The organism is Streptomyces sp. NPDC058955, assembly GCF_042741435.1.
Taxonomy (GTDB): domain Bacteria; phylum Actinomycetota; class Actinomycetes; order Streptomycetales; family Streptomycetaceae; genus Streptomyces.
On record NZ_JBHYKM010000025.1, the window covers coordinates 37685 to 64114 of the forward strand.

Below are 26430 nucleotides of genomic sequence, written 5' to 3' on the forward strand. Positions count from 1 at the left end.
ACGCGGCAGGCCTGACCGTGCCCGGTCCCGTCACACGGTGGCACCCCCGTCGACCGAGAGGCAGGAGCCCGTGATGCCGGAGCCCTCGTGCGAGGCGAGGAGGAGGACCGCCGCGGCGACCTCCTCCGGGCGGGTGAGGCGGCCGGTGGCGGTGCGGCCGGTGAAGTGGCGGATCAGACCGGCGTAGTCGGTGCCCAGGACGCGGGCGGCCTTGGGCCCCTGCTCGGCGACCCAGTCGGTCTCGACGGCGCCGGGGCAGACGCAGTTCGCGGTGATGCCGTGCGGGCCCACCTCCTTGGCCAGGACCCGGGTGAGGCCGATGAGGGCGTGCTTGGCGGCGGCGTAGGCGCAGAGGCCGGGGTCGGGGTCGCGTCCCTCCATGGAGGAGATGTTGATGACGCGGCCGGAACGCTGCGGCACGAGGCGGGTCAGGGCGTGGCGGATGGTGTAGAGCGCGCTGTCCACGTTGAGGGCGAGGGTGCGGTGCCAGGTGTCGTCGGTGATGTCGGCGACGGTGGCGAAGTCGGTGGCTCCGCCGACGTTGTTGACGACGATGTCGAGGCGGCCGTAGCGGTCGACGACCGTGTCCACGGCGCGTTCGGCGTCCGGCCGCCGGGTGGCGTCCGCGAAGCAGAAGGTGACGTCGTCGCCGGCGCCGAGCCGGCCGAGGGCCTTCTCGCCGTGCTCCTCGCGGCGGCCGGTGATGACGACCTGGGCGCCGTGGGCGAGGAGGGTGTGGGCGATGGCCAGGCCGATGCCGCGGGTGCCGCCGGTGACGAGGGCGGTCTTGCCGGTGAGGTCCATGGGGTCTCCGTTTCTGGGGCGTGGCGCCGAGGGCGGAGGGCCAGGGCGAGCGTGACGGTGTGGGGAAGGCCGGGCAGGTGGAGGGGGACGAGGTGCCAGCCGCGCGGGGCGCGGTCCGCGCCGAGGCGTACGACGGCGGGCCGGGGGTGCAGGGCGATCTCCACGTCGACGAGGGCACGGAGCAGCGGCCAGCCCAGCGCCTTCGTCGAGCAGGAACCGCGAGGGGGCGGCCCGCCCCAGGCGTAACGCGGCGGCGTCGAGAATCCGCAGGGTGTCGCGCACCAGCGGCTCGTCCCGCGCGAGCGGGCCGAGGGCACCGGGGAGGTAAGCCCCCTGCCCGGGGAACAGCGCAGTCCGTCAAGGCAACTCCTCCATGAGGCACGGGGCGAAGCGAAGGGAGCGGCGGAAGGCGGCGCGAGCTCGGCTCGGCGCGGCGGGTACGAGGTGACCTGGACCGGACGTCGGTGCCACGGCCACTGCGGGGCCCGCTTCAGGTCCGGAACGGAGTCGGCGTCCAACGGGGGTGAGGGGAGGGATCGACTGACCGCATCCCGTGGACGCGACAGATCTCCTTGTCGACAAAGCATGTCGTCGCGTCATATGCCGTGTCACCACCCACACTGATGACTGAAGGGGCATCTGTACGAATCGGCGCGGGTCGGGTGGGCGGAACGGACGGCCTCCAAGATCGTTGATCAGCCCATGACGAACTCCACCGCTTGGCGGCAGCTCCGCGTCCTGGTCGCCGTCTCCACCCTGGCCCTGGGGCTCACGGTCACGGGCACCGCGCAGGCGAGCCCGGCCGGAGAGGACTGCCCGGCGGGGCAGATCTTCGCGACGAACAACACCGCGATCATCACGGATCCGGCCGATCCCCGCCTCAAGACCCGCCTCAACCGCTTCGACCGCGAGGTGCGCGGCATCATCCACGCCAACGGCGCCTGGCCCGGCGCGTCGCGGCTCCTCGACGGCGTCTTCTGGTCCGGCGACCTCCGGCAGGCCACCTACGAGCGCTCCCGGGAGTTCGAGGTCGAGGGGGTGAACCGGGACGGTCTGCGCCACATCGCCGGCGTGATCGTCAAGCGGTACCGCCAGGAGGCCGTGCTGACGTTCCGCTGCCTGCCGCGCACCTCTCCGGAGACCGACGCCGTCGAGATCGAGGCGCCCGGCGTCACCGCCGCCCGCCTCCGTGACGCGCTCCTCGCCGACCCGGAGGCCCGGGACGAGCTCGGAGGTGGCTCGGTCACGCTCGACGGGCGGCTCGTCCTCATCGCCCCGCTCGCGGAGCTGCCGCTGGCGAAGAAGTTCACGCAGGACCTCGGCGTGGACTGGAACACCGCCGAAGTGCGGTACGGGGACGAGGAGTTCGTGAGCTGATCCGGTAAAGACCCGGACCGGGGCCGGGACGGGGCCGGGATTGGCGTTGGGGGCTGGGGGCTGGCAGGCGTCAGCGCGGTCGCAGGAGCCGTAGGTCCTCGCCCCACGCGTCCAGCACGGCTCCGTGACCGGCCCGCCGGGCGACCGCCTCGACCCGGGCGAACAGGCGCCGCTGGGCGGGCAGGTCGCCCGTCGCCGCGACGAGGTCCACCGCGTCGAGCAGGCGTCGGCCGTCCCAGCCGGGGAGCGGGAACCGGGCGAGTTCCCACTCCAGGTACTTGTTGTACGGGCGGGGCCGGCGGTCCAGGGCGAAGAGCAGCTCCAGCAGGAAGCGGACGCTGTCGGCGGCGTCGAGGCGGGCCGCGAGGGCGTGTCCGTCGCGGGCGTTCTTGACCGACCGGTAGAGGGAGTTGGTGTACGCGTCCAGCCAGGCGCCCGCCTCCCGGAAGGCTTCGTCGGCGTCCAGCCTCGCCTTCCGCGCCAGGATCTCCGCGATGCCGCCGTCGAGCCGATCCAGGACGACGCGCGCCCGGGCGAGGGCGTGCCGCTCGAAGCCGGGCATGCCGACGGCGCGGAACGCGCTCAGCGAGAGGACGACGAGGTCGAGCTCCGGGGTGCGGTGCCCGGTGAATCGGGTGAGGTCGGTCGTGGCACCGTCGTCCAGCACCACGTACAGGTCGTGGTCGGAGTGCTCGGTGACCATCCCCTCGTGGGCCTGCGACCCCTTGAGGACGAGCCCGACGACAGCGGGGTCGGCGGTGGCGAGGTCGACGAACGTGGCGTAGGACAGGGGGGTTTGAGGATGCATGGCGCAGTCTCCGGCGTCGCGGGGGGCGGAGGGCAGGGGAGCAGGGCGGCCCCGCCTCGGCGGGGTCGCCCACGCCGTCTGCGGCGGCCGAGCGGCCGCCGCCCGGGAGATCAGCACACGGGCGCACTCTATCGGGGGTCCGGATCGACCGGGGCACGCGGTCGCCGTCGACCGTACGGGCTCGACCGCCTCGGCGTTGCGGGCGCCGTAGCTCGCGGGCGATGTCGCACACATACAGGCCGATGCTGCCGCAGGCCACGACCGGGGCGCGCGCCGGGGCGGGTCCTGAGGTGCGGTGCGACCAGGCGCCAGGACAGGGACCAGTTGTCGCTCGCCGATGCCATCGCGACCGGGTCGAGGCCGGCGGGCAGAGGGACCAGCATGGCGTCGGCGTACGGGACGCGGACGAGGTCGGAGAAGAGGCCGCCCCGGTCGCCGCCGATCGGTGCGCCGTACATGGTCACGTGCGGCGCACCGAGGCGGTGTGGGCTGCCCGGCGCGGCAATTGGCGCAGCCGTCGCGGCTGGCGGAGCAGGGGACGACGACACAGGGCGCTCGCAGGGTGCACCCGTCCATGGCGGTCGTCATGACGGCGTGCGTGTCGTCGCGAAGGTGGTGGTGGCAGACCCAGGACCGTCTCGCACTGCCAGGGTCGTGGTCATCCGCGCAGGATCGTCGGCATGGAGCGATTCACCCACCACACCGTTCTGATCACCGGCGGCACCTCCGGCATCGGGTACGCCACGGCCCGACGCCTGCTCGACGAGGGCGCCCACGTCGTCATCACCGGACGCGACCAGGTCCGTCTGGACAAGGCCGCGGCCGAACTCGCGGCAGGGGAGCGGCTGCTGACCGTACGCGCGGATGTCGCGGACCTCGCGGACCTGGATGGACTGACGCGCCGGGTCGAGGGCTGGCGGGGGAGTCTGGACGCCGTGTTCGCCAACGCGGGCACCGGGGTCTTCAAGCCCGGCGCAGAGATCACGGAAGCCGACTTCGACCACGCGACGGACGTCAACTTCAAGGGCGTCTTCTTCACGGTCCAGAAGGCGCTGCCGCTGCTGAAGGACGGCGGCGCGATCGTCCTCAACGCCTCCTGGACCCTTCACCGCGGGCTTCCGGTCGCCTCCGTCTACTCCGCGACCAAGGCCGCCGTGCACAACCTGGCCCGCACCCTCGGCTCCGACCTCGCCCCGCGCGGCATCCGCGTCAACTCGGTCAGCCCCGGCTTCATCGACACCGAGATGTACCGCGGCGCGACCACCGACGAGGCGGACGCCCAGAACGCCGCGCAGGTCCCGCTCGGGACCATCGGCCGCGCCGCCGACGTCGCCGCCGCCGTGGCCTTCCTCGCCTCCGCCGACGCGGCGTACGTCACCGGCCAGGACCTGGTGATCGACGGCGGCCTGACCGGGTCCTTCCCCAACCGTTGACCGGCGCCTCCCGAACCGCCGCACCGCGCCGCCCCGCCGCACCGCGCCGCTTCACTGGCCGGCGCCGCCGTCCGCCGGGATCGTCCGCCGGGGGCGGTGGCGGCGGTAGTACGAGAAGGTCACCGCGCCGAGCAACGGGCCCCACAGGACGAGCGGTTGGTACAGGATGCCGACGACGAGGGCGCCCGCGCCCGTCATGTCGTCGTGCGGATACGTCCACCACCAGGGGAGGTCCGCCCACAGCCAGGTCAAGGCTAGGGCGCCGAGCGCCGCCGGGACGATCGCGGCCGACGGCCGGACCACGCGGCCGCCGATCAGCGGGATCCAGTGGGGTACGACGTCGCCCCACGGCCGGACCAGGCCGATCGTCAGGAAGGCCAGCAGCTCGCAGACCACGCTGAGCGCCACCATCGAGAGCTTCGCCTCGGCCGTCTGGAAGGGGACGAAGCCCTCGGTGATGTAACCGGCGGGCCAGCCCAGCGCCATGGCAATGCGCCACAGCCCGCTCGGCAGCACGACCAGCGTCGTCAGATGCGCCGACCAGACCGCCCAACGCGGGGGCGGAGAAGGGGGGTTGGCTGAGCTCGCGGCACCTGAAGGACTCATGCGGACCATCGTGTCGGCCCAGGGGTGGCCTTCCATCGGCCTCCGTGCCCGACTCGGGGGGTTCCGGAGGACGAACGCCGGGGCCGGGGGCTCGACCGCCCGGCGTACCCGGCGCCATCCTCCGGGACGACACAGTGCCGACGAGACAGCACTGACGACGCGGCGTCGATGTCACAGCGCCGACGAGACAGCGCCGACGACACAGTGCTCCCCTACGGCGTCAGGCGTCCCGACACCTCAGCACCGTGCCGCCCGCCAGCACCGCCGCGGCCGACCACAGCGTCAGCACGCCGAGACCCGCCCACGGTCCGATCGGGAGCCGGTTCAGGTCGGTCGTCGCCTGGACGGCCAGGCCCGCGGGCATGGGGCCGACGCGGGCCAGCTGGCGCTGGAGCCAGGGGTCGGCCACGACATTGCTCAGCAGGGGGAAGAGGTAGAGCAGCGTGAGGGCCGCGCCCGAGGCGACCGCGCTGTCGCGGACGGCGAAGGTGACGCCGAGCGCGAGCAGGGCGACGAGGACCAGGTACAGCACCGAGCCGAAGCCCGCCCGCAGCGCCGGCCCGTCCGTCAGCGCGGGCGCGTCCGGCAGCAGCAGGCGCCCGGCCAGCAGGGAACCCGCCACGGCGACCGTGCCCGCCGCCGCGACGACCACGCCCAGGACCGCCGCCTTGGCGGCCAGGAGGGTCGACCGGTCCGGGACCGCCGCCAGCGTCAGCTGGATCATCCGCGTGCCGTACTCGCCGCCCGCGCTCAGCACGCCCAGGACGGCGGCCACCGCCTGCCCGGCCGCCACACCGCCGAGGGCGAGCCGCGCCGGGTCGTCGACCGGCGGCCGTACGGTGCTCGCCGTCGCCGCGCCGACGGCGATCGTGACGACGACCAGCGCCACCACCAGCAGGCGGACGCCGCTCTCCGTCCGCAGTTTCGTCCACTCCGCGCGGCACGCCCGCCGCAGTGTCCGCGCCTTCACACGGACCTCCGGCGCAGCACCAGGAACGCGGAGCCCAGGGCGAGGAGCGCCCACGCGGCGAGGACCGCGAGCCCGCCCCACGGCGGGAGCGGGAAGTAGCCCGTGGCCGGGGTGTGGACGGACAGGACGTGGTCGTGGCGGGGCAGCGTCTGCTGGACGGCGAAGCCCGCCGCCGGGGTGAGGCGCAGCAGCCAGTCGGCCGGCCCGCTCGGGAGCATGCCGCCGAGCGCCAGGACGTACGGCAGGACGGTGGCGGCGACGAGCACGGTGATCGCCGTCGCGCTGCGGCGCAGCAGGAAGCCGAGCGACAGCGCGAGCACCGCCGTCGCGGCCACCAGCAGGCCCGTGCCGAGGACGGCCCGCACCTGCTCCGCCACCGGCACGGTCAGGACGGTGAAGCGCGCGGAGTCGGCGCGTGCCGCGCCCAGCGGCAGGCTCAGGGCGGCCGCCCCGGTGCCCCCCGCGAAGGCGATCACCGCCACGACCCCGGCCTTCGCGCCGAGCACCCGCCCGCGCCGCGGTGTCGCCGCGAAGGTCAGGCCGAGCAGCCCGCGGCGGTACTCGCCGGTGGCGAACTGCACGGCCACCACACCGAGCACGATCAGTCCCACGAACGTGCCGATCAGGAAGGTCTCCACGGTGAACGCGGGCCCCAGCGCCGGGCCTCCGACGACGGGCGCGATGTCGCCCGCGCCGGTGAGGACGAAGCCGTCGCCGCTCGCGCGGTGGCCCGCGGACGTCCCCGGGACGTAGCTGCCGGAGGTGCCCGCGCCGTCGCCCACCCGGGTGTGGGCCCAGTCGCCCCGCCAGGAGCCGGTGACCGCGGGCCGCCCGAACGTGCCCGTCGCCGTGGCGGGCGACGAGCCGCCTCCGCCCGAGGTGTCCACGGCGGCGGGCGCGGTGACGAACAGCCCCGCCTCGACGCTCGCGCCGGTGACGGACGCGGTGCCGATCGCGCGCCAGGTCACGCCGTCCGGCGAGTCGTACCCCGTCACCGTGGTCCCCGCCCGCACCAGCCGCAGCCACTGCGGCGCGGCCTGCGACGGCGTACCGGTGAGGTGCCCGGCGCGGTCGTGCGTGAAGTCGTGCTGCATCCGCACCCCGTGCGCGCCGGTCGCCGTGACCGCAGCGTACGAAGAGCCTTGCCGCAGGCCCGACTTGACGATGATCCCCGCCTTCGCCCAGGGCGTGACCCCGGGGATCCTGCCGGCCGGTCCGCCGCCGGGGTCGGTGAGGACGCCCGTCAGCGCCGTGACCGGCACGGTCAGCGAGCCGTCCCCCGTCAGCGTGCGGTGGAGGAAGGAGAAGCTGTCGTTGACCGCCACCCCGCCCGGCCCGACCGGCAGCGCGTCGGCCTCGCCCTGGTGCCGGTTGGACGAGACCGTGCCGACCAGCAGGAACAGGACGGAGGCGACCGCCGCGGCCACCGTGCCCAGCACCCAGCCGCGTACGGTACGGAACTTGGTCCACTCGGAGCGCAGCGTCCTCATCGGGCCGCCTCCTCGGCGTCGCCGCCCCGGTACTGCACGGCGTCCCGGGTGAGTTCGAGGTACGCCTCCTCCAAGGTCGCCCGGTGCGAGGCGAGTTCGGCGAAGGGAACGCCCGCCCGGGTGAGCCGGGCGACGATCGCCTCGCCCGGCAGACCGGTGACGGTCAGGGCGTCCGGCCCGGTGGCCTGGACGGCCGCCGCCCCGGCACCCTCCAGCGCCCGCGCCGCCTCCGCCGGCGCCGACGTCCGCAGGGTCACCCGACCGGCCGCGACACCCGCCAGCAGCTCGGACACGGGCGCGTCGGCCACCACCCGGCCCCGGCCGACCACCACCAGATGGTCGGCGACACCCTCCAGCTCGCTCATCAGATGGCTGGAGACCAGCACCGCCCGGCCCTCGGCCGCCAGCGAGGTCAGCAGCGCCCGGATCCACCGGATGCCCTCCGGGTCCAGACCGTTGAACGGTTCGTCGAGCATCAGCGCCGGCGGATCGCCGAGCAGCGCCGCCGCGATCCCGAGCCGCTGCCGCATGCCCAGCGAGAAGCCGCCCGCCCGCCGCCGGGCCGCGTCCGCCAGCCCCACCCGGGCCAGCACGCGGCTCACCCGGTCGGCGGGCAGCCCCTGGGTGTGGGCCAGCCACAGCAGGTGGTCGCGGGCGGACCGGCTCGGCTGCAGCGCCCCGGCGTCCAGCAGCGAACCCAGCCGGCACAGCGGCTCCGCCAGGCTCCGGTACGGGCGGCCGCCGACCAGCGCGCGGCCCGCGTCGGGCGTGTCGAGCCCCAGCACCACCCGCATCGTCGTCGACTTGCCCGCCCCGTTCGGCCCCACGAAGCCGGTCACCCGCCCCGGCCGCACCTCGAAGCTCATCCCGTCCAGCGCCTGCGTCGCGCCGAAGCGCTTGCGCAGGCCCTCGACCTCGATCCCGACCTCCATCGGCCACCTCTCCGCTCGGTTCGTGTCCACGGCCCGATGCTGCGCGCGACCGCGTGACACGAGCGGAACGATCACTGTCATGCCGCTGTTAGGCCGGCTCGCCTAGGGTCGGAACGGACGCCCGCCCCGGCCGGGACGGGCGCCGGACAGCGGAGGGAAGGAGAGCGCCGGTGACGGACGAGGGAGCGCCCGTACGCGGACGGCGCCGGCGCAGCGTGCGGTGGCGGTTCACGAGCCTGTACGCCGGGCTGTTCCTGGCCTCCGGCATCGTGATGCTCGCCGTCGTCGCCGCCTTCGCGGGCGGCTCGCTGGACGCCGCGCCGAGCCCCGGGTCCACCGGCACCGGGCCGGGCAGCGCGTGGGCGGGCGCGCCGGCCGCCGCGCTGGAGCGGATCGCCGGCCTGGAACACCAGCTCGCGGCGGCGCGGGACCAGCAGACCCGGCAGCTGCTGCTCGGCTCGGCCGTCGGCCTGCTCGTCATGGGCGCGCTCTCGCTCCTCCTCGGCTGGTACGCGGCGGGCCGGGTGCTGCGCCCGCTGCGCGCCATGACCAGCGCGACCCGCCGGATCTCCGCCGACAACCTGCACGAACGGCTCGCCGTCGACGGCCCGCACGACGAACTGCGCGACCTCGGCGACACCATCGACGAACTGCTCACCCGCCTGGAGGGCTCCTTCGCCGCGCAGCGGCGCTTCGTCGCCGACGCCTCCCACGAACTGCGCACACCGCTCGCCACGATGCGCGCCGCGGTGGACGTCACCCTCGCCAAGCCCGGCCCGCTGCCGGACCGGACGCGCGTCCTCGCCGGACGCGTCCGCACCCAGCTGGACCAGGTCGACAGCCTCCTCGACGGGCTCCTGACGCTCGCCCGGGCCCAGCACGAGCTCCCCGACCCGGAGGCCGTACCCCTCGGCCCGCTCGCCGCCGACGCGCTGGCCGCGCAGCGGCTCCCGACCGGGCGGACGCTGGACGACGGGGCCCCGGAGGCGCGCGTGCGCGGGAACCGTACGCTGCTGCGGCGGCTCGTCGAGAACCTCGTCGACAACGCCGTCGTCCACAACGACCCCGGCGGGTGGGTCCACGTCCGCCTCCGGGCCGACGCCTCGGCGGTCGAACTCGTCGTGGAGAACGGAGGCAAGGTGCTGACCCCCGATCAGGCGGCCGAACTCACCCGCCCGTTCCGCCGCGGCGGACCCGACAGGACCGGCGGGAACGGCTCCGGCCTCGGCCTCGCCATCGTCGCCGCCGTCACCGAGGCGCACCGGGGCCGGCTGAAGCTGCACCCGCGCGAGGACGGCGGCCTGCGCGTCGTCGTCACCCTGCCCAGGACGCCCGGACCGACCGGCGAGGGGGAGACGGCATGAGGGTGCTCGTGGTGGAGGACGCCCGCGCGCTCGCGGACCTCGTCGCCGAGGGCCTGCGCGACCAGGGCATGGCCGTGGACCTCGCGTACGACGGCCTGGACGCGGCGGCCAAACTCGACGTCAACGGCCACGCGGTCTACGACGTCGTCGTCCTGGACCGGGACCTGCCGGGACTCCACGGCGACACGCTCTGCCGGATGATCACCGAACGCGAGGGCGGCGACGGCGACGGGGGCGGGGGAGAGGGCCGGCCGCTGGTGCTCATGCTGACCGCCGCCGACTCCCCGGCCGACCGCGTCGACGGCCTCACCCTCGGCGCGGACGACTACCTGGTCAAACCCTTCCACTTCCCCGAACTCGTCCTCAGGGTCCGCGCCCTGGCCCACCGCCGCCCGTACGCCAGGGCCCGCCCGCTGCGCGCCGCCGGCCTCGAACTCGATCCGGTGCGCCGCACGGTGACCCGGGACGGCCGCCGACTCGACTTGTCCGTCAAGGAGTTCGAGACCCTGGCCGCGCTGCTCCGCGCCAGCCCCGGCTTCCTCAGCGCGGAAGCGCTGCTGGAACAGGTCTGGGACGAACACGCCGACCCCTTCACCAACACGGTGGCCGTCACCATCGGCCGCCTCCGCCGCAAACTCGGCACCCCGCCGATCATCACCACCGTCCCGACGGTCGGCTACCGCATCGACGACACGGACCACTGACGGCACGGCGCGGAACGGCGCGGACGGGACGGTCACTGCTCCTTCAGCCACGCGAGCTGGGCGTCCGTGAGCGGAGGATCGAACCCTTCCGGGAACCAGAGCGTGATCTGCTGAGGCCACGAGTTCTCCAGCCCGTGCTCCTGGCAGTACAGGGCCACGAGATGGGGGCCCTCCGCGCAGGCCTCGTGCCGGTAGAAGCGATCGTGCGCCTGGCAGAAGAACGAGAACACCGTGCAGTCGTCCTCGTCCGTCGGCTCGTAGAACCCGGGATCCCAGATGACCGTGGTGACCGGTTCCTGGCGGTTGAACCGGGGAATGGGCCGAGGGTCGCACCAGAGCAGTCGATCGGGAAGCACGCGCTCATCATGCGACGGCGACGGCGACGGCGACCGCAACCGCACCGGCGACCGCAACCGCACCGGCGACGGCCTCGCTCTCGGCCTCCGGCAGGCAGGTCGTCAGGGGGCCGGTTGTCGGTGCCGCGTGGGAGAGTCCGGCACATCCAGCCGGCACCAGGCGCCGCTGTCCCTGAGCATGGCCCGCACGAGTTCGAGGCCGACGGCGAGCGGCACCTCCGCCCCGTCGTGGAAGCCGGCGGGGCCGGACGGGAAGAGCCCGTCCAGGCCGAAGCCCTCGGCCGGCTTCCCGACGCCGAAGTGCGCGAGGGACGGGAGCCCCGGTTCGCGCACGGCGAGACGGTCGACGCCACCGTCCCGGGCGAACGCGGCGACCGCCTGGAGGTAGGCCGCCTCGACCGGCCCGTGGTCGCTGACCGTGTCCTCGGGTCCGGGGTAGTGGCCGCACGCGTCGCGGTCGACCGGGTCGTACTGGGTGACGCGGTAGACGTAGGGGAGCACGGCTCCATTCTCGATGCGGGGTGATCTTTCGGCATTCCCCTTTTCCGGAGGCCGTATCGTGCCCTGACCTGTGCGGATGCGCGCGTCGAGCAGCGAGGGTCGGGCGGCGTGGAAGTGCTGCCGCACGTCGGTTTCGCGGAAAGGGGCCACACCGTCGAGCAGAACGACGACGGCGTGGACACCCTTCCCGGCCTCGACGTGATCCTGTCGAACGAGAGCAGCTTCGCCCACCCCGACGGACGTCGAAGGGGGCCCGATCCCCTTCGACTACGTCCTCGTCACCTCCCTCGGGCCGACGCGCCTCCAGTGAGGCGGCTCGTCGGCGGACGACGTCTCGTGTGTGGACGAGGTGAGGTGAGCGTCAGGAGGCCCGTCGCTTCATCGCGTCGCGGGCCTTCTCGGCGACCTCCTGGACCTTCTCGGCGGCTTCGCGCGCCTTGCCCTCCGCGCGGTCGGCCTTGCCCTCCGCCTCCATTCGCCGGTCACCCGTGGCCTTGCCCACGGTCTCCTTGATCTTGCCCTTGCCCTTCTGCATGTCGCTCTTGCGCATGGCGCGCGTCCTTTCTCGTCGGGGCCGTCAGGCCGCCGTTCGGCCGTCCTCCAGGGCGCGGACGATCGCCGCCGCGAAGGCGTCGAGGTCGCGCGGCCTGCGGGAGGTGATCAGGGGGTGTTCCCCGGCGGTGTCGACGACGACCTCCTGGTCGAGCCAGGTGCCGCCGGCGTTCTCCAGGTCGGGGCGGAGCGAGGGGTACGACGTCAGTTCGCGGTCCCGGGCGAGCCCGCTGTCGACGAGGAGCCACGGTCCGTGACAGATCGCGGCCACGGGCTTGCCCTCCTGGGCGAAGGCCGCGACGAGGCGCCGGGCGTCGGTGTCGGTCCGCAGATGGTCGGCGTTGATCGTGCCGCCCGGTACGACCACGGCGTCGTACCCGTCCGCTGTGACCTTCGCGAGCGTCGTGTCCGGGGTGACGTCGGCGCCGGGCCGGCGGTCGGACACCAGGGTCCGTACGGGCTCGTCCTTCTGCGCCGCGACCGTGACCCGGGCGCCGTTCTCCCGCAGCACGGCCACCGGTTTCCGCAGCTCCTCCTGCTCGGTCCCGTAGTTCGTCGTGAGGACGAGCACATGGCGTCCTTCGAGCCTTCCGTCGTGCTTCCCGTCGTGCGACACGATGTGTCCTCTCCGGTGTCGTCGCGGCCCCGTCACCTGTGCGCCTCACCGCGCACGGGCGGCTCAAACGTCGGAACGCCCCCCGTCACGCCGTCACGCCGTCACGGCGTCGGGTCGGCGCCGCCGGCGAGACGGTGAGGCATTCGCGCGTAGTGGCTCGGTCACGCCCCGCTCGTGGAACCGGGGCGGACGATCATCAGGACGGTGACCGTGGCCCACAGCAGGTTGAAGACGCCGGTGAGCATGGCGAGCCGGGCCGCCGGCACGGAGGCGGGTGACGGCACGGTCGCCTCCGCCGCCTCCTCCAGGGCCCGGTTCTGGGCGGGCAGGACGAGCAGGCCCAGGACCCCGGCGGCCACCGCGGTGAGCAGCATCGAGACGATCAGCCAGGTGTCGCCGAGGACGCCGAGGCTGCGGGCCGTGGCGAGACCGAACACGGGGACCGCGACGCCGACGTACGCGTAGACGCAGCAGATCCGGTGCAGGGTCCGCAGGGTTGTCAGGGCGTCGCTCTCGGGGGAGTCGCCGAGGGCGCGGCGCAGTGTCGCGGGGAACATGCTCGCGGCGACGGTGACCGGGCCGACGGCGATGATGGCGGCCAGGACGTGCAGGGACAGCAGCAACTGGCCGGCGGCCGGGCTGCTCGCCGCGCTCCATCCGGGCGTCGAGGTCGACCCGGACGTGCTGTACGTCGACAACGGCCAGTTCCTCACCTCGGCCGGCGCAGCCGCGGGGCTCGATCTGTGCCTGCGCATGATCCGGCGTGACTACAGCTCCACGGTGGCGGCCGACGCGGCCCGGCTGTCGGTGATGCCGCTCGAACGGGAGGGCGGTCAGGCGCAGTTCATCGTGCACGACCACACGCCGACGCCGCAGGGCTCCGAGCTGGAGGCGCTGCTGGACTGGCCGCGGGAGAACTCCAGTGGCTGCACCGGGCGCGGATCCGCCAGGCGCGGCACCTCCTGGAGACCACCGCGCATTCCGTCGAACGGATCGGCGGGCAGGTCGCGTTCGGTTCGCCGACCGCCTTCCGGGACCGCTTCAAGCGGACCACCGGCGTCAGTCCGCAGACCTACCGGCGTACGTTCGGCTGAGCCGGGACACCGCGCGCGGGTTCCGCTGGACGACGCCCCGGGTGGAGCAGGGGACCGGGGCGCCGCCGGTGAAGTCGCCCGGCGGAGGAGGCCCTTTGTCCCGGGAGTGGAAGAAGTCGAACCTGTTTCCTGCTCAAGTAGTTCCCAGTCCGGTGAAGCGCTGCTACGTTCCTCTCGAAAGCCCGACGGATCGGCCACCGCAGACCGGCACGCGCGCCCCCACCGGAGGCGGGGGGAGGGGAGGGATTCGTGAGACGGATGACCGCTCGACCCGCGAACGTGCACCAGGCGCGGCTGCTGCGCCTGCTGCGCGACGGAGGCCCCAACTCCCGTGCGCAGCTGGGCGATCTGGTGGACCTCTCCCGATCCAAGCTGGCGGTCGAGGTGGACCGGCTGCTTGAGACGGGGCTGGTGGTCGCGGACGGGCTCGCCGCCTCGCGCGGCGGACGCCGCTCGCACAACCTCCGGCTCGCCCCGGCCCTGCGATTCCTCGGGGTCGACATCGGGGCCACCTCGATCGACGTCGCCGTCACCAACGCCGAGCTGGAGGTCCTGGGGCACCTGAACCAGCCCGTGGACGTCCGCGAAGGGCCCGTCGCCGTCTTCGAGCGGGTGCTGGCCATGGCGGACAAGCTGAAGGCGTCGGGGGTCGCGGAGGGCTTCGACGGCGCGGGGATCGGCGTGCCCGGTCCCGTCCGCTTCCCCGAGGGCGTCCCCGTCGCGCCGCCGATCATGCCCGGCTGGGACGGCTTCCCCGTCCGCGAGGCCCTGAGCCAGGACCTCGGCTGCCCGGTGATGGTCGACAACGACGTGAACCTCATGGCGATGGGGGAGCAGCACGCGGGCGTCGCCCGCTCCGTCGGCGACTACCTCTGCGTCAAGATCGGCACCGGCATCGGCTGCGGCATCGTGATCGGCGGCCAGGTCTACCGCGGTACGACGGGCAGCGCCGGCGACATCGGGCACATCCAGGTCCAGCCGGACGGACGCGCCTGCGCCTGCGGCAACCTGGGCTGCCTGGAGGCCCACTTCAGCGGGGCGGCGCTGGCCCGCGACGCGGAGGACGCGGCGCGCTCGGGCCGCTCGGCGCAGCTCGCCGCGCGGCTGGAGGCGGCCGGGGAGCTGACCGCCGCGGACGTCTCGGCGGCAGCGGCGGCGGGTGACACCGTGTCCCTGGAGCTGATCCGCGAGGGCGGACAGCGGCTCGGCCAGGTCATCGCCGGGCTCGTCAGCTTCTTCAACCCGGGCCTCGTCGTCATCGGCGGCGGTGTCACCGGGCTCGGCCACACCCTGCTGGCCAGCGTCCGCACCCAGGTCTACCGCCAGTCGCTGCCGCTCGCGACCGGCAACCTCCCCATCGTGCTGGGGGAGTTGGGGCCCACCGCCGGAGTGATCGGCGCGGCCCGCCTCATCAGCGACCACGTCTTCTCACCCGCCTGACCCGGCCGGGCCCCGCCCGGCCCCCACACTCCTTCGGCAGCGGCACACCGCACGCCGAGGCACGTACCACCGTACGACCGGCACCACGGCGTCACCGTACGACCGGCACCGCGGCATCACCGCACGGCCGGCACCACCGCGTCACCGGCTCACCGCACCACCAGCGTCACCGCACGTCCGCACACCGCACGTCCGGGCGTCCGCACCCCGCACCACGCAACGGTCCCGTGGCTGTCAGCCATGCCCGCTCACCCCGCACGCGCCGGCACGTCCGAGGCCGCGGGGCCCCGAGCCCTACGCCCGCCCCGTTCCCTCTCCTCCCACGCCCTCACCGCGCCCCGCTTCGCCCTGCCCGCTCACGGCCACATCCGCCGAGGGGATCCCCATGGCATCACGCCCACCGCTGCTCACGATGAACCGCATCACCAAGTCGTTCCCCGGCGTCCGCGCCCTGGACGGCGTGGACCTCGACGTCCAGGCCGGCGAGGTCCACTGCCTCCTCGGCCAGAACGGCGCCGGCAAGTCGACCCTCATCAAGGTCCTCGCCGGAGCCCACCAGCCCGACGGCGGCGAGATCACCTGGGGCGGCGAGCCGGTCGCCCTGACCTCCCCGATCGCGGCCATGCGGCTGGGGATCGCCACCATCTACCAGGAGCTGGACCTGGTCGGCGGGCTGTCCGTCGCCGAGAACGTGTTCCTCGGGAACGAGCCGACCTCCGCCGGGTTCGTGGTGCGCGGTGCCCAGGCCCGCACGGCCGCCGGACGTCTCCTGGAGCGGCTCGGGCACCCGGAGATCGATCCGGCCCGGCACGTCGGCGAGCTGTCCGCCGCCCAGCAGCAGATCGTCTCCATGGCCCGGGCGCTCTCCCACGAGGTGCGGCTCATCGTGATGGACGAGCCGTCCGCCGCGCTCGACCCCGACGAGGTCGACAACCTCTTCCGGATCGTCGCCGAACTCACCGCCGACGGCGTCGCCGTCGTGTACATCTCCCACCGGCTGGAGGAGATCCGCCGCATCGGCGACCGGGTCACGGTCCTGAAGGACGGCCGCTCCGTCGCCGGCGGCCTGCCGGCGGACACCACCCCGACCCGGGACATCGTCGCCCTCATGACCGGCCGCACGGTCGAGCACGTCTTCCCCGACCGCCCCGACATAGGCGAAGGCCATGACGGAACCGACGCCGCCACCGCCGCCCGGGACCCCGTCCTCAAGGTCGAGGGCCTTGCCCGGCGCGGCGAGTTCGCCCCCCTCGACCTCGCACTGCGGCCCGGAGAGATCGTCGGTCTCGCCGGACTGGTCGGCTCCGGCCGCAGCGAGATCCTGGAGACGATCTACGGGGCGCGCAAGCCCGACGGGGGCCGCGTCCTCGTCGACGGCGTCCCGCTGCGCCCGGGCAGCGTCCGCGCCGCCGTCCGGGCCGGGATCGGACTGGCACCCGAGGAACGCAAGGCGCAGGCCCTGCTGATGCTGGAGTCCGTCGGCGCCAACGTCTCCGTCGCCACCCTCTCCCGCTACTCCCGCGCGGGCTGGCTCGACCGGCGTGCCGAGCGCGCCGCCGCGCACCGGGCGGTGCGCGAGCTGTCGCTGCGGCCCGACGACCCGGACGCGGCGATCAGGACGCTGTCCGGCGGCAACCAGCAGAAGGCCGTCCTCGCCCGCTGGCTGCTGCGCGGCTGCAAGGTGCTGCTGCTCGACGAGCCGACCCGGGGCGTCGACATCGGCGCCCGCGCGGAGCTGTACGCCGTGATACGCCGGCTCGCCGACGAAGGACTGGCGGTGCTGCTCGTCTCCAGCGAGGTGCCCGAGGTCCTCGGACTCGCCGACCGCGTGCTGGTGCTCCGGGAGGGCTCCGTCGTGCACACGGCGCCGGCCGGGGAGCTCGACGAGCACCGCGTACTCGATCTCGTGATGGAAGGGAACCCGACGCCATGACGCAGCAGGCCTCCGCCGCGCGGAAGGACGCGCCGATGTCCGCCGCCACCTCCGACACCGCCGGGAAGGGGACGCGCCGACCGGCGCTGATGCGGTGGGACGTGCGCAGCCTGTCGCTGCTGGGCGTCCTCGTCGCGCTCGTCGCCGTCGGCGGCATCACCCAACCCGACTCCTTCCTCGCCACCAGCAACCTCCAACTCGTCCTGACCCAGGCGTCGGTCATCGGCGTCGTCACCGTCGGCATGACGTTCGTCATCACCAGCGGCGGCATCGACCTGTCGGTCGGCGCGATCGTGGCCCTCGCGTCGGTGTGGGCGACGACCGTGGCCACCCAGGAGTTCGGCTTCGCGGGCATCCTCTTCACCGCGGTGCTCGTCGGCGTCGGCTGCGGTCTCGTGAACGGGCTGCTGATCGCGTACGGCGGCATGGTGCCGTTCATCGCGACCCTGGCCATGCTGGCCTCCGCCCGGGGTCTCGCCCTCCAGATCACGGACGGCAGGACCCAGATGGTGACCGTGACCGACGTGCTCGACCTCGGCGTCAAGGACGCGTACGTGCTCGGCGTCCCGCCGCTCGTCCTCGTCTTCGCCGCCGTGACCGTCATCGGTTGGCTGCTGCTCAACCGGACCACGTTCGGCCGCCGCACCGTCGCCGTCGGCGGCAACGCGGAAGCCGCCCGGCTCGCCGGCATCGACGTGCGCCGACAGCGCCTGTACCTGTACCTGCTGTCCGGCCTGTGCTGCGGGGTCGCGGCGTTCATGCTCATCGTCCTCGCCGGATCCGGCCAGAACACCAACGGCAACCTGTACGAACTCGACGCCATCGCCGCCGCCATCATCGGCGGCACCCTCCTCAGCGGCGGACGCGGCACCATCGTCGGCTCCGTCCTCGGCGTCCTGATCTTCACGACGATCACCAACATCTTCGCCCTCAACAACCTGGAGACGGCGGTCCAGCAGATCGCCAAGGGCGCGATCATCGTGGCCGCCGTCCTCGTCCAGCGCCGCACCCTGCGCGGCGACGCCTGACCGCCTCCCCCTCGCACCCTCTCCTCCCGTCCACCCGGGCCGATCCGAGCCGACCCGCCCCGCCCAGCCGAAGGGTTGATCCGCCATGTCCCGAACCGCCCCCAGCCGCAGAGGACTTCTGTTCGGCACCGCCGCCGTCTCCGCCGGAGCGCTGTTGACCGCCTGCACCAGCAACGAGCCCAAGCAGCAGGCACAGCCGGCCGGCAACGCCCCGGCCGCCGACGACAAGCCCGGCAAGCACGTCACCGTCGGCTTCGCCGGACCCCAGGCCGACCACGGCTGGCTCAACGCCATCAACCAGAACGCCAAGTCCCGCGCCGCGAAGTACTCCGACGTCACCCTGGAGATCACCGAGGGCTCCAACGACACCGCCGCCCAGATCGGTCAGGTGCAGACCCTCATCAACAAGAAGGTCGACGTCCTCGTCATCCTGCCCGCCGACGGCAAGGCGCTCACCCAGGTCGGCCTCCAGGCGATGCGGGCCGGCATCCCCGTCGTCAACCTGGACCGCGTCTTGGCCTCCCCGCAGGCGTACCGCTGCTGGATCGGCGGCGACAACTACGGCATGGGGCTCAACGCCGGCACCTACATCGGCGAACAGCTCAAGGACAAGCCGAACGCCAAGGTCGTCGAACTCGCCGGCCTGGACAACCTCGAACTCACCCGGCAGCGCACCCAGGGCTTCGACGACGCCCTGAAGAACTACCCCAACATCACCAAGGTCGCCCGCCAGGCCGCCGACTTCACCGTCGAGTCCGGCCAGGCCAAGATGGCCCAACTCCTGCAGGCACAGCCCGCGTTCGACGCGCTGTGGAACCACGACGACGACCAGGGCGTCGGCGCGCTCCGCGCCATCGCGCAGGCAGGCCGGGACGACTTCCTGATGGTCGGCGGCGCCGGGGCCAAGTCGGCGATGGACGCCATCAAGGCCGGCACCGGCGTCCTCAAGGCCACCGTCCTCTACCCGCCGACGATGGCCGCTTCCGCCATCGACCTGGCCCGGGCCCTCGGGCAGGGCAAGGGCGTGGGCGGTCTGGCGGAACTGGAGATCCCGTCCTCGCTGACCCTCTACTCCGCCGTCGTCACCAAGGAGAACGTCGACGACTACCTGCCCACCGGCTTCAACTGACCGGGTCCGGGCTCCCGGGGGGATGCCCGGCCCCGCAGCACACCGACGAGTCAGTGACTCTCCGACCAGGAGGAACCGTATGGAACAGCGGGACAGTGACGCGACCGCGCCGCCCGGACTCGGCGTCGGCATGGTGGGGTACGCGTTCATGGGCGCCGCGCACTCCCAGGGCTGGCGCAATGTGAGCCGGGTGTTCGACCTGCCGCTGCGGCCCGTGCTCGCGGCGATCGCGGGCCGGGAGGGGGACGCCGTCCGGGCCGCCGCCCGGCGGCACGGCTGGGCGGCGGCGGAGACGGACTGGCGTGCCCTGATCGCCCGGGACGACGTCCAGCTCGTCGACATCTGCACCCCGGGGGACAGCCATGCGGAGATCGCCATCGCGGCCCTGGAGGCCGGCAAGCACGTCCTGTGCGAGAAGCCGCTCGCCAACTCGGTGGCCGAGGCGGAGGCCATGGCCGCCGCCGCCGAGGCCGCCCGGGCCCGCGGCCAGGTGGCGATGGTCGGCTTCAACTACCGGCGTGTGCCCGCCCTTTCGTACGCCCGACGGCTCATCGCCGAGGGGCGGCTCGGCACCCTGCGGCACGTCCGGGTGACCTACCTGCAGGACTGGCTGGTCGACCCCGACTTCCCGCTGACCTGGCGGCTGGAGCGCGAGCACGCCGGGTCGGGGGCGCTGGGCGATCTCGGGGCGCACATCGTCGACCTCGCGCAGTACCTGGCGGGAGAGTCCGTCGTCGGGGTGTCCGCCCAGACGGAGACCTTCGTACGGGAACGGCCCCGGCTCACCGCCGCGGCCGCCGGACTCGCAGTGCCGTCCGGCCAGGTCGTCACCGGTGCCCCGCGCGGACCGGTGACCGTCGACGACGCGGCCGTCTTCACCGCACGGCTCGCCTCGGGCGCGCTCGCCACCTTCGAGGCGAGCCGGATGGCCTCCGGCCGCAAGAACCAGCTCAGGCTGGAGATCAACGGGGAGCTGGGCTCGCTCGCCTTCGACCTGGAGCGGCTCAACGAGCTCTCCTTCCACGACCACCGCGAGCCCGCCGTCACCGCGGGCTTCCGGCGGATTCTCGTCACCGAGGCCGAGCACCCCTACCTGGAGGCGTGGTGGCCGCCCGGCCACGCCCTCGGCTACGAGCACACCTTCACCCACCAGGCCCGCGACCTGGTGGCCGCGATCGGCGCCGGCACCGAACCCTCGCCGTCCTTCGCCGACGGGCTGCTGGTCCAGCGGGTGCTCGCCGCGGTCGAGGAGAGCGCCCGGAAGAACGCCGTCTACACCCCCGTCCAGGAAGTGCCCGCCGAGGTCCGCTAGAGAACCGCCCGCACCCCGCTTGGAGGCTTCATGCCGCGTCCGTTCACGCTCTTCACCGGCCAGTGGGCCGACCTGCCGCTGGAGGAGGTCTGCCGGCTCGCCCGCGACTTCGGCTACGACGGCCTCGAACTCGCCTGCTGGGGCGACCACTTCGAGGTCGACAAGGCGCTTGCCGACCCGTCGTACCTGGCCGGCCGGCACGCCCTGCTCGACAAGTACGGCCTGACGTGCTTCGCGATCTCCAACCACCTCGTGGGCCAGGCCGTCTGCGACCACCCGATCGACGAGCGGCACCAGGGCATCCTGCCGGCCCGGATCTGGGGCGACGGCGAACCCGAGGGCGTGCGGCGGCGGGCCGCCGCCGAGATGCGGGACACCGCGCGCGCCGCGGCCGCCTTCGGCGTCGACACCGTCGTCGGCTTCACCGGCTCCTCCATCTGGCACCTGGTGGCCATGTTCCCGCCCGTGCCGGAGCGCATGGTCGAGCGCGGGTACGAGGACTTCGCCGAGCGGTGGAACCCGATCCTCGACGTCTTCGATGCCGAGGGGGTCCGCTTCGCCCACGAGGTCCACCCCGGGGAGATCGCCTACGACTACTGGACGACGCGTCGCGCCCTGGAGGCGGTGGACCACCGACCGGCCTTCGGGCTGAACTTCGACCCCAGCCACTTCGTCTGGCAGGACCTCGACCCGGTCGGCTTCCTGTACGACTTCCGGGACCGGATCTACCACGTCGACTGCAAGGAGGCGCGCAAACGCCTCGACGGGCGCAACGGCCGGCTCGGCTCCCACCTGCCGTGGGGCGACCCGAGGCGCGGCTGGGACTTCGTGTCCGCCGGACACGGGGACGTGCCCTGGGAGGACGTCTTCCGCATGCTGCGGTCCATCGGCTACCAGGGCCCCGTGTCCGTCGAGTGGGAGGACGCCGGGATGGACCGGCTCACCGGCGCGCCGGAGGCGCTGGCCCATCTGAAGCGGTTCGACTTCGACCCGCCGTCCGCCTCGTTCGACGCGGCGTTCTCCGGCGGCGACCGGTAGAACCTCCCGGCCCGGCCCGGTGGCGAGGGGCGCCACCGGGCGGTCCGGCCTGCCCGCACACGGCTTTGTCCCGACACGGGAGAAAGTTCGACCGATCTGCTGCGCAAGGGCTTTCGGCCACGGACGAAGGCGGCTACGGTCCCCTCACATCACCACCACCACCGCGGACCCTCGCCTCCCGCCGCTCCGCCGGCCCGCGAGCGACCACCCCCCTTCCCGGCCCGCCCCCACCCCGCACCGCTCGAAGTCGGGCAAGGGCCCCGCCCCGCACGGCGCGTCCGCCCCGCACCCCGCCCCTCGCACCCCGCCCCTCGCACCCCACCGCCGGGCGGCCCGCACCGCCCGCCGCCCCGCACCGCAGGGGCGCCGCACCCCACCCCAGCCCTCCACCCACGCACCCAACGACCTGGCAGGAGGCAGCCCGTGACTGACACCCACGCACGCACCGGAGTCTGGTTCGCCGGAGCACGCGGCTCCGTCGCGACCACGGCCGTCGCCGGATGCGCCGCCGTCCGCGCCGGACTCCACCCGGCGACCGGCATGGTCACCGAGACACCCGCGTTCGCCGGCACCGGGCTGCCGTCCCTGGCCGCGCTCGTCTTCGGCGGCCACGACATCGCGACCTCCCCGCTCCCCAAGCGCGCCGAGCAGCTCACCGGCGCCGGCGTGCTCCCGCACGGTCTCGCCGACGCCGTCCACGCCGAACTCGCCGCCGCCGACGAGGAGATACGCACCGGCGGCCCCCTCCCGGACGACCCCCGCACCGACGCCGAGCTGGTCGCCGACCTCGCCGCCGACCTCGTCTCCTTCCGCGGGCGCCACGCCCTGGCACGTGTGGTCGTCGTCAACGTCTCCAGCACCGAGCCGCCGCCGGCGCCCGACGCCGCACGCCTGCCGCCCAGCTCCCTCTACGCCGCCGCGGCCCTGCGGGCCGGCTGCCCGTACGTCGACTTCACCCCGTCCACCGGGCTGCGCACCCCGGACCTCTCGGCCGCCGCGACCGCCGCCGGGCTGCCCCACGCGGGCCGCGACGGCAAGACCGGCCAGACGCTGCTGCGCTCCGTGCTCGCCCCGATGTTCGTCCAGCGGGCCCTCGACGTACGGGCCTGGTCCGGCACCAACCTGCTGGGCGGCGGGGACGGGGCGACGCTGGCCGACCCCGCCGCCGCGGCGGCGAAGAACGCGGGCAAGGAACGCGTCCTCACCGAGACGCTCGGCCACCGGCCGGAGGGCCGCGTCCACATCGACGACGTCCCCGCGCTCGGCGACTGGAAGACGGCCTGGGACCACATCGCCTTCGAGGGCTTCCTCGGATCGCGGATGGTCCTCCAGACCATCTGGCAGGGCTGCGACTCCGCCCTCGCCGCACCCCTCGTCCTCGACCTGGCCCGCCTGGTCGCCCGCGCCCACGAAGCCGGGCTCGCCGGACCGCTCCCGGAACTCGGCTTCTACTTCAAGGACCCGGACGGCGGGCCCAGCGGCCTCGCGGAACAGTACGCCGAGCTGCTGGCCTTCGCCGCCCGCCTGCGGGAGGCGCGGTGACGCGCCCCGCCCGCCCGCACCGGTCCGTGCCCTCCCGCCCCGGCACCGCGCCCGCTGCCGGTCTCGCGTCGCCCCGGGGCCGGATCCGGGCCTGGGCCGAACTGCTGCGCGTCTCCGCGCTGTTCAGCGTGCCCGGGGACGCGCTCGCCGGCGCCGCGGCCGTCGGCCTGCGGCCCGGTCGGGGGACGGCGTACGCGGTCGGCGCGTCGCTCTGCCTGTACGAGGCGGGCATGGCGCTCAACGACTGGGCCGACCGCGAGGAGGACGCCGTCGACCGCCCCCACCGCCCCCTCCCCTCCGGCCGGATCGCGCCCGCCGAGGCGCTCGGCGCGGCCGGCCTCCTGACCGCCGCCGGCCTCGCCCTGGCCTCCCGCGCCGGCCGCCCGGCCCTCACCGTCGCCACCGCCCTGGCCGGCACGGTGTGGGCCTACGACCTCCGCCTCAAGCACACCCCCGCCGCCCCGGCCGCCATGGCCGCCGCCCGCGCCCTCGACCTCGTCCTGGGCGCGACGGCCACGGGCACCGCACCGAACCGGACCGCCGTCACGGTGCCCGGCCGGCGCGCCCCCGGCCCCACCACGTCCGCGCCGGTCGCGCGAGGCGGTGCGGCGGCGCGCACCGGACTCCGGGTGGCGGCGCCCGCGGCCGCGCTCGCCGCGCACACGTACGCCGTCACCGCCGTGTCCCGGCACGAGGCGCGGGGCGGTTCGACGCTCGCACCGCTCGGCGCCCTCGCCGCGACGTCCGCGCTCGGGGCCGTCACCGCCCTCGGCGCGCTCCGTGCGCCGGGCGGCCGGGCGGCGCTCGTACCGCTGCTGCCCGCCGCCCTGTACCTCGGCACCACCGCGGTGCCCCTGTTCCACGCCGCGCTCCACCCGTCCCCGCCCCTGACCCGGCGCGCCGTCGGCGGCGGGATCCGCGCCATGATCCCGCTCCAGGCCGCGCTCGCGGCCCGCGCCGGGGCGGCCGGCACCGGGATCGGCCTGCTGGGGCTCGCCCCCCTCGCCCGCAGCCTCGCACGGAAGGTGAGCGCCACATGAGCGCACCGCGGAGACTCTGCCTCGGGTACGGCACCAACGGGCTCACCGACCTCCGTCTCGACGACGCCCTCGGGCTGCTCGCGGACCTCGGCTACGACGGCGTCGGGATCACGCTCGACCACATGCACCTGGACCCGCTCGCGCCCGGCCTCGCCGCCCGCACCGCCCGGGTCGCCCGCCGGCTCGGCGCGCTCGGACTCACCGCGACCGTCGAGACCGGGGCGCGGTACGTGCTCGACCCGCGCCGCAAGCACGGCCCCTCGCTGCTCGACGCCGACCCGCGGGACCGCGCCGCCCGGGTCCGCCTCCTGCTCACGGCGGTCGGCGTCGCGGCCGACCTCGGGGCGCACGCCGTGCACTGCTTCAGCGGCGTCACCCCGCCGCACACCGACGACGCCACGGCCTGGCGGCGCCTCACGGACGCGCTGGCGCCGGTGCTCGACGCCGCCGCCGACGCGGGCGTGCCGCTCGCGATCGAACCCGAGCCCGGACACCTCCTCGCCACCCTCGACGACTTCCACCGGCTGCGCGCCGCACTCGGCGACCCCGCGCCCCTCGGCCTCACCCTCGACATCGGCCACTGCCAGTGCCTGGAGGCGGCGCCGCCCGCCGCGTGCGTCCGGGAGGCGGCACCCTGGCTGCGGCACGTGCAGATCGAGGACATGCGGCGCGGGGTGCACGAGCACCTGCCGTTCGGCGAGGGCGAGATCGACTTCCCGCCCGTCCTCGACGCCCTCGCCGCCACCGGATACCAGGGCCTCACCGTCGTGGAACTGCCCCGGCACTCCCACGCCGGCCCGCAACTGGCCGCGGAATCCGTCGCGTTCCTCCGTGCGGCCGCCGCCGTCGCCGCGCAGGGAGCATCGGCATGCTGACGCCGGCACCGTCCCGGACCCGAGCCGACGTCGAGGCCCGGCTCCCCGACGACCACGCCCGCGGCTGGTTCGCCGAGGCCCTGGCCGAGGCCACCGGCGCGGCGACAGCACCGGAGGCGAGCATCGCTCCACGTCCCGCCTGGCAGCTGCGCTTCGTCACCGCCGGCCGGCACTGCGGACAGGACGCCGCGGACGCCGTACGGACCCTGCTGCTGGTCGAGGCCCGCGCCGGCACGGAGACGCTGACCCTCCTCTACCGCGAAGGCAGCGCCGCCGAGCGCCGCGCCGTGCTCCACGCGCTGCCCGCCCTCGTCGACGGCCCGCACGCCACCCCCCTCGTCGACGACGCCCTGCGCACGCACGACACCCGGCTGATCGCCGCCGCCGTCGGCCCCTACGCCGCGGCCCACCTGGCCCCGCACGCCTGGCGCCACGCCGTGCTGAAGTGCCTCTTCACCGGCGTCCCGCTGAGCGCCGTGGCCGACCTGCCGCGACGGGCGGCCGGCGACGCCGAACTCGCCCGCATGCTCGCCGCCCACGCCGCCGAACGCACCGCCGCGGGCCGGGAGGTCCCGCGCGACCTCCGCCACGCCCTGACCCTGACCGGCGTACCGACCGAGGAGCCGTGATGCGCATCTTCGACCCGCACATCCACATGACGTCACGCACCACCGACGACTACGAGGCGATGTACGCGGCGGGCGTCCGCGCCGTGGTCGAACCGGCCTTCTGGCTCGGCCAGCCGCGCACCTCGCCCGCCAGCTTCCTCGACTACTTCGACGCGCTGCTCGGCTGGGAGCCGTTCCGCGCCGCCCAGTACGGCATCGCCCACCACTGCGCGATCGCGCTCAACCCCAAGGAGGCCAACGACCCGCGCTGCGCGCCCGTCCTCGACGAGCTGCCCCGCTACCTCGTCAAGGACTCCGTCGTCGCCGTCGGCGAGATCGGCTACGACGCGATGACCCCCGCCGAGGACACCGCCCTCGCCGCCCAGCTCCAGCTCGCCGCCGACCACGGCCTGCCCGCCCTCGTCCACACCCCCCACCGGGACAAGCTCGCCGGACTCCACCGGACCCTCGACGTCGTCCGCGAGTCGGCCCTGCCCGTCGAGCGGACCCTCCTCGACCACCTCAACGAGACGACCGTCGCCGCCGCCGCGGACAGCGGCTGCTGGCTCGGCTTCTCCGTCTACCCCGACACCAAGATGGACACGGACCGCATGGTGGCCGTCCTGCGGACCTTCGGCACCGACAGGATCCTCGTCAACTCCGCCGCCGACTGGGGCAGGAGCGATCCGCTGAAGACCCGCGAGGTCGCCGACGCCATGCTCGCCACCGGTTTCACCGCCGACGACGTCGACCGGGTCCTGTGGCGCAACCCGGCCGCCTTCTACGGACTCAGCGGCCGGCTCCGGCTCGACGTGCCCGCCCCGGGTGCGCTGCACGAGGGCAACTCCGTGCTGCGCGGCGGGGAATGAGGAGGGGCC

26 protein-coding genes and 1 pseudogene are annotated in these 26430 nt (G+C 74.4%); 16 read left to right on the forward strand and 11 right to left on the reverse strand.

Annotation, left to right across the window (positions count from 1 at the left end; genetic code table 11):
• Positions 1-30 precede the first annotated feature (30 nt).
• Positions 31-804, reverse strand: coding sequence for an SDR family NAD(P)-dependent oxidoreductase (locus ACFW1I_RS12840; protein ID WP_384669258.1), 774 nt, complete (start codon positions 802-804; stop codon positions 31-33).
• Between the two features lie 702 nt (positions 805-1506).
• Here ACFW1I_RS12840 and ACFW1I_RS12845 point away from each other — a divergent pair.
• Positions 1507-2181 (forward strand): hypothetical protein, encoded by a 675-nt coding sequence (locus ACFW1I_RS12845; RefSeq protein WP_384669260.1) that lies wholly within the window; start codon positions 1507-1509, stop codon positions 2179-2181.
• A 70-nt stretch (positions 2182-2251) separates the two neighbouring features.
• Here ACFW1I_RS12845 and ACFW1I_RS12850 read toward each other — a convergent pair whose 3' ends face one another.
• Positions 2252-2989, reverse strand: coding sequence for a hypothetical protein (locus ACFW1I_RS12850; RefSeq protein WP_384669262.1), 738 nt, complete (start codon positions 2987-2989; stop codon positions 2252-2254).
• A 680-nt stretch (positions 2990-3669) separates the two neighbouring features.
• Here ACFW1I_RS12850 and ACFW1I_RS12855 point away from each other — a divergent pair.
• On the forward strand, positions 3670-4422 hold the full coding sequence (locus tag ACFW1I_RS12855; protein ID WP_384669263.1) for an SDR family oxidoreductase: 753 nt from the start codon (positions 3670-3672) through the stop codon (positions 4420-4422).
• Between the two features lie 51 nt (positions 4423-4473).
• Here ACFW1I_RS12855 and ACFW1I_RS12860 read toward each other — a convergent pair whose 3' ends face one another.
• From ACFW1I_RS12860 to ACFW1I_RS12875, 4 genes are all read right to left on the reverse strand, one after another.
• Positions 4474-5028: a hypothetical protein gene (locus ACFW1I_RS12860; protein ID WP_384669265.1), complete on the reverse strand. Its 555-nt coding sequence runs from the start codon at positions 5026-5028 to the stop codon at positions 4474-4476.
• Positions 5029-5248: 220 nt separating this feature from the next.
• Positions 5249-5998: an ABC transporter permease gene (locus ACFW1I_RS12865; RefSeq protein WP_384669267.1), complete on the reverse strand. Its 750-nt coding sequence runs from the start codon at positions 5996-5998 to the stop codon at positions 5249-5251.
• Entirely contained in the window at positions 5995-7488 is a 1494-nt protein-coding gene (locus tag ACFW1I_RS12870) for a hypothetical protein (RefSeq protein WP_384669269.1), read from the reverse strand. The genes ACFW1I_RS12865 and ACFW1I_RS12870 overlap by 4 nt, the downstream gene beginning before the upstream one ends.
• Positions 7485-8420 carry an ATP-binding cassette domain-containing protein gene (locus ACFW1I_RS12875; RefSeq protein ID WP_384669312.1) on the reverse strand — a complete coding sequence of 312 codons (936 nt, stop codon included), beginning with the start codon at positions 8418-8420 and terminating at the stop codon, positions 7485-7487. The genes ACFW1I_RS12870 and ACFW1I_RS12875 overlap by 4 nt, the downstream gene beginning before the upstream one ends.
• Positions 8421-8590: 170 nt before the next feature.
• On the opposite strand from ACFW1I_RS12875, the gene ACFW1I_RS12880 reads away from it, so the two are divergent.
• Together ACFW1I_RS12880 and ACFW1I_RS12885 are read left to right on the forward strand one after the other, a co-directional pair.
• Positions 8591-9784, forward strand: a complete 1194-nt coding sequence (locus tag ACFW1I_RS12880) for a sensor histidine kinase (RefSeq protein ID WP_384669271.1) — start codon at positions 8591-8593, stop codon at positions 9782-9784.
• On the forward strand, positions 9781-10488 hold the full coding sequence (locus ACFW1I_RS12885) for a response regulator transcription factor (RefSeq protein WP_384669272.1): 708 nt from the start codon (positions 9781-9783) through the stop codon (positions 10486-10488). Before ACFW1I_RS12880 ends, ACFW1I_RS12885 begins: the two co-directional genes overlap by 4 nt.
• A gap of 32 nt (positions 10489-10520) precedes the next feature.
• Here ACFW1I_RS12885 and ACFW1I_RS12890 read toward each other — a convergent pair whose 3' ends face one another.
• From ACFW1I_RS12890 to ACFW1I_RS12910, 5 genes are all read right to left on the reverse strand, one after another.
• Entirely contained in the window at positions 10521-10844 is a 324-nt protein-coding gene (locus tag ACFW1I_RS12890) for a hypothetical protein (RefSeq protein ID WP_384669274.1), read from the reverse strand.
• 102 nt (positions 10845-10946) lie between these two features.
• Positions 10947-11345 carry a hypothetical protein gene (locus tag ACFW1I_RS12895; RefSeq protein ID WP_384669276.1) on the reverse strand — a complete coding sequence of 133 codons (399 nt, stop codon included), beginning with the start codon at positions 11343-11345 and terminating at the stop codon, positions 10947-10949.
• A gap of 361 nt (positions 11346-11706) precedes the next feature.
• Positions 11707-11895, reverse strand: a complete 189-nt coding sequence (locus ACFW1I_RS12900) for a CsbD family protein (RefSeq protein WP_384669278.1) — start codon at positions 11893-11895, stop codon at positions 11707-11709.
• A 27-nt stretch (positions 11896-11922) separates the two neighbouring features.
• Entirely contained in the window at positions 11923-12513 is a 591-nt protein-coding gene (locus tag ACFW1I_RS12905; protein WP_384669280.1) for a DJ-1/PfpI/YhbO family deglycase/protease, read from the reverse strand.
• 161 nt (positions 12514-12674) lie between these two features.
• The gene (locus ACFW1I_RS12910) at positions 12675-13136 is read right to left on the reverse strand and encodes a DUF2269 family protein (RefSeq protein WP_384669314.1); all 462 of its coding nucleotides are present in this window, start codon (positions 13134-13136) and stop codon (positions 12675-12677) included.
• Here ACFW1I_RS12910 and ACFW1I_RS12915 point away from each other — a divergent pair.
• The 12 genes and pseudogenes from ACFW1I_RS12915 to ACFW1I_RS12970 all read left to right on the forward strand — a co-directional run.
• Positions 13045-13607 (forward strand): annotated as a pseudogene (locus ACFW1I_RS12915) (GlxA family transcriptional regulator); the annotation flags it as partial. The gene ACFW1I_RS12910 and the pseudogene ACFW1I_RS12915 overlap by 92 nt on opposite strands.
• A 258-nt stretch (positions 13608-13865) precedes the next feature.
• A complete protein-coding gene (locus ACFW1I_RS12920; RefSeq protein WP_346169116.1) occupies positions 13866-15047 on the forward strand; it encodes an ROK family transcriptional regulator in 1182 nt (393 codons plus the stop codon).
• A 385-nt stretch (positions 15048-15432) separates the two neighbouring features.
• Positions 15433-16980, forward strand: coding sequence for a sugar ABC transporter ATP-binding protein (locus ACFW1I_RS12925; protein WP_384669282.1), 1548 nt, complete (start codon positions 15433-15435; stop codon positions 16978-16980).
• Positions 16977-18008, forward strand: a complete 1032-nt coding sequence (locus ACFW1I_RS12930; RefSeq protein WP_384669284.1) for an ABC transporter permease — start codon at positions 16977-16979, stop codon at positions 18006-18008. Before ACFW1I_RS12925 ends, ACFW1I_RS12930 begins: the two co-directional genes overlap by 4 nt.
• 85 nt (positions 18009-18093) lie before the next feature.
• Positions 18094-19137 (forward strand): substrate-binding domain-containing protein, encoded by a 1044-nt coding sequence (locus tag ACFW1I_RS12935; protein ID WP_384669285.1) that lies wholly within the window; start codon positions 18094-18096, stop codon positions 19135-19137.
• A 79-nt stretch (positions 19138-19216) separates the two neighbouring features.
• Positions 19217-20449 (forward strand): Gfo/Idh/MocA family protein, encoded by a 1233-nt coding sequence (locus ACFW1I_RS12940; protein WP_384669286.1) that lies wholly within the window; start codon positions 19217-19219, stop codon positions 20447-20449.
• 30 nt (positions 20450-20479) lie between these two features.
• Positions 20480-21487, forward strand: a complete 1008-nt coding sequence (locus ACFW1I_RS12945; RefSeq protein WP_384669288.1) for a sugar phosphate isomerase/epimerase family protein — start codon at positions 20480-20482, stop codon at positions 21485-21487.
• Between the two features lie 423 nt (positions 21488-21910).
• Complete coding sequence (locus ACFW1I_RS12950) at positions 21911-23029, forward strand: inositol-3-phosphate synthase (protein ID WP_384669290.1); 1119 nt, start codon at positions 21911-21913, stop codon at positions 23027-23029.
• Positions 23030-23055: 26 nt separating this feature from the next.
• Positions 23056-24069: an SCO3242 family prenyltransferase gene (locus ACFW1I_RS12955; protein ID WP_384669316.1), complete on the forward strand. Its 1014-nt coding sequence runs from the start codon at positions 23056-23058 to the stop codon at positions 24067-24069.
• Complete coding sequence (locus ACFW1I_RS12960; RefSeq protein ID WP_384669292.1) at positions 24066-24944, forward strand: sugar phosphate isomerase/epimerase family protein; 879 nt, start codon at positions 24066-24068, stop codon at positions 24942-24944. The genes ACFW1I_RS12955 and ACFW1I_RS12960 overlap by 4 nt, the downstream gene beginning before the upstream one ends.
• The gene (locus ACFW1I_RS12965; protein WP_384669294.1) at positions 24938-25573 is read left to right on the forward strand and encodes an EboA domain-containing protein; all 636 of its coding nucleotides are present in this window, start codon (positions 24938-24940) and stop codon (positions 25571-25573) included. The genes ACFW1I_RS12960 and ACFW1I_RS12965 overlap by 7 nt, the downstream gene beginning before the upstream one ends.
• Positions 25573-26421, forward strand: coding sequence for a TatD family hydrolase (locus ACFW1I_RS12970; protein ID WP_384669295.1), 849 nt, complete (start codon positions 25573-25575; stop codon positions 26419-26421). Before ACFW1I_RS12965 ends, ACFW1I_RS12970 begins: the two co-directional genes overlap by 1 nt.
• Positions 26422-26430 lie beyond the last annotated feature (9 nt).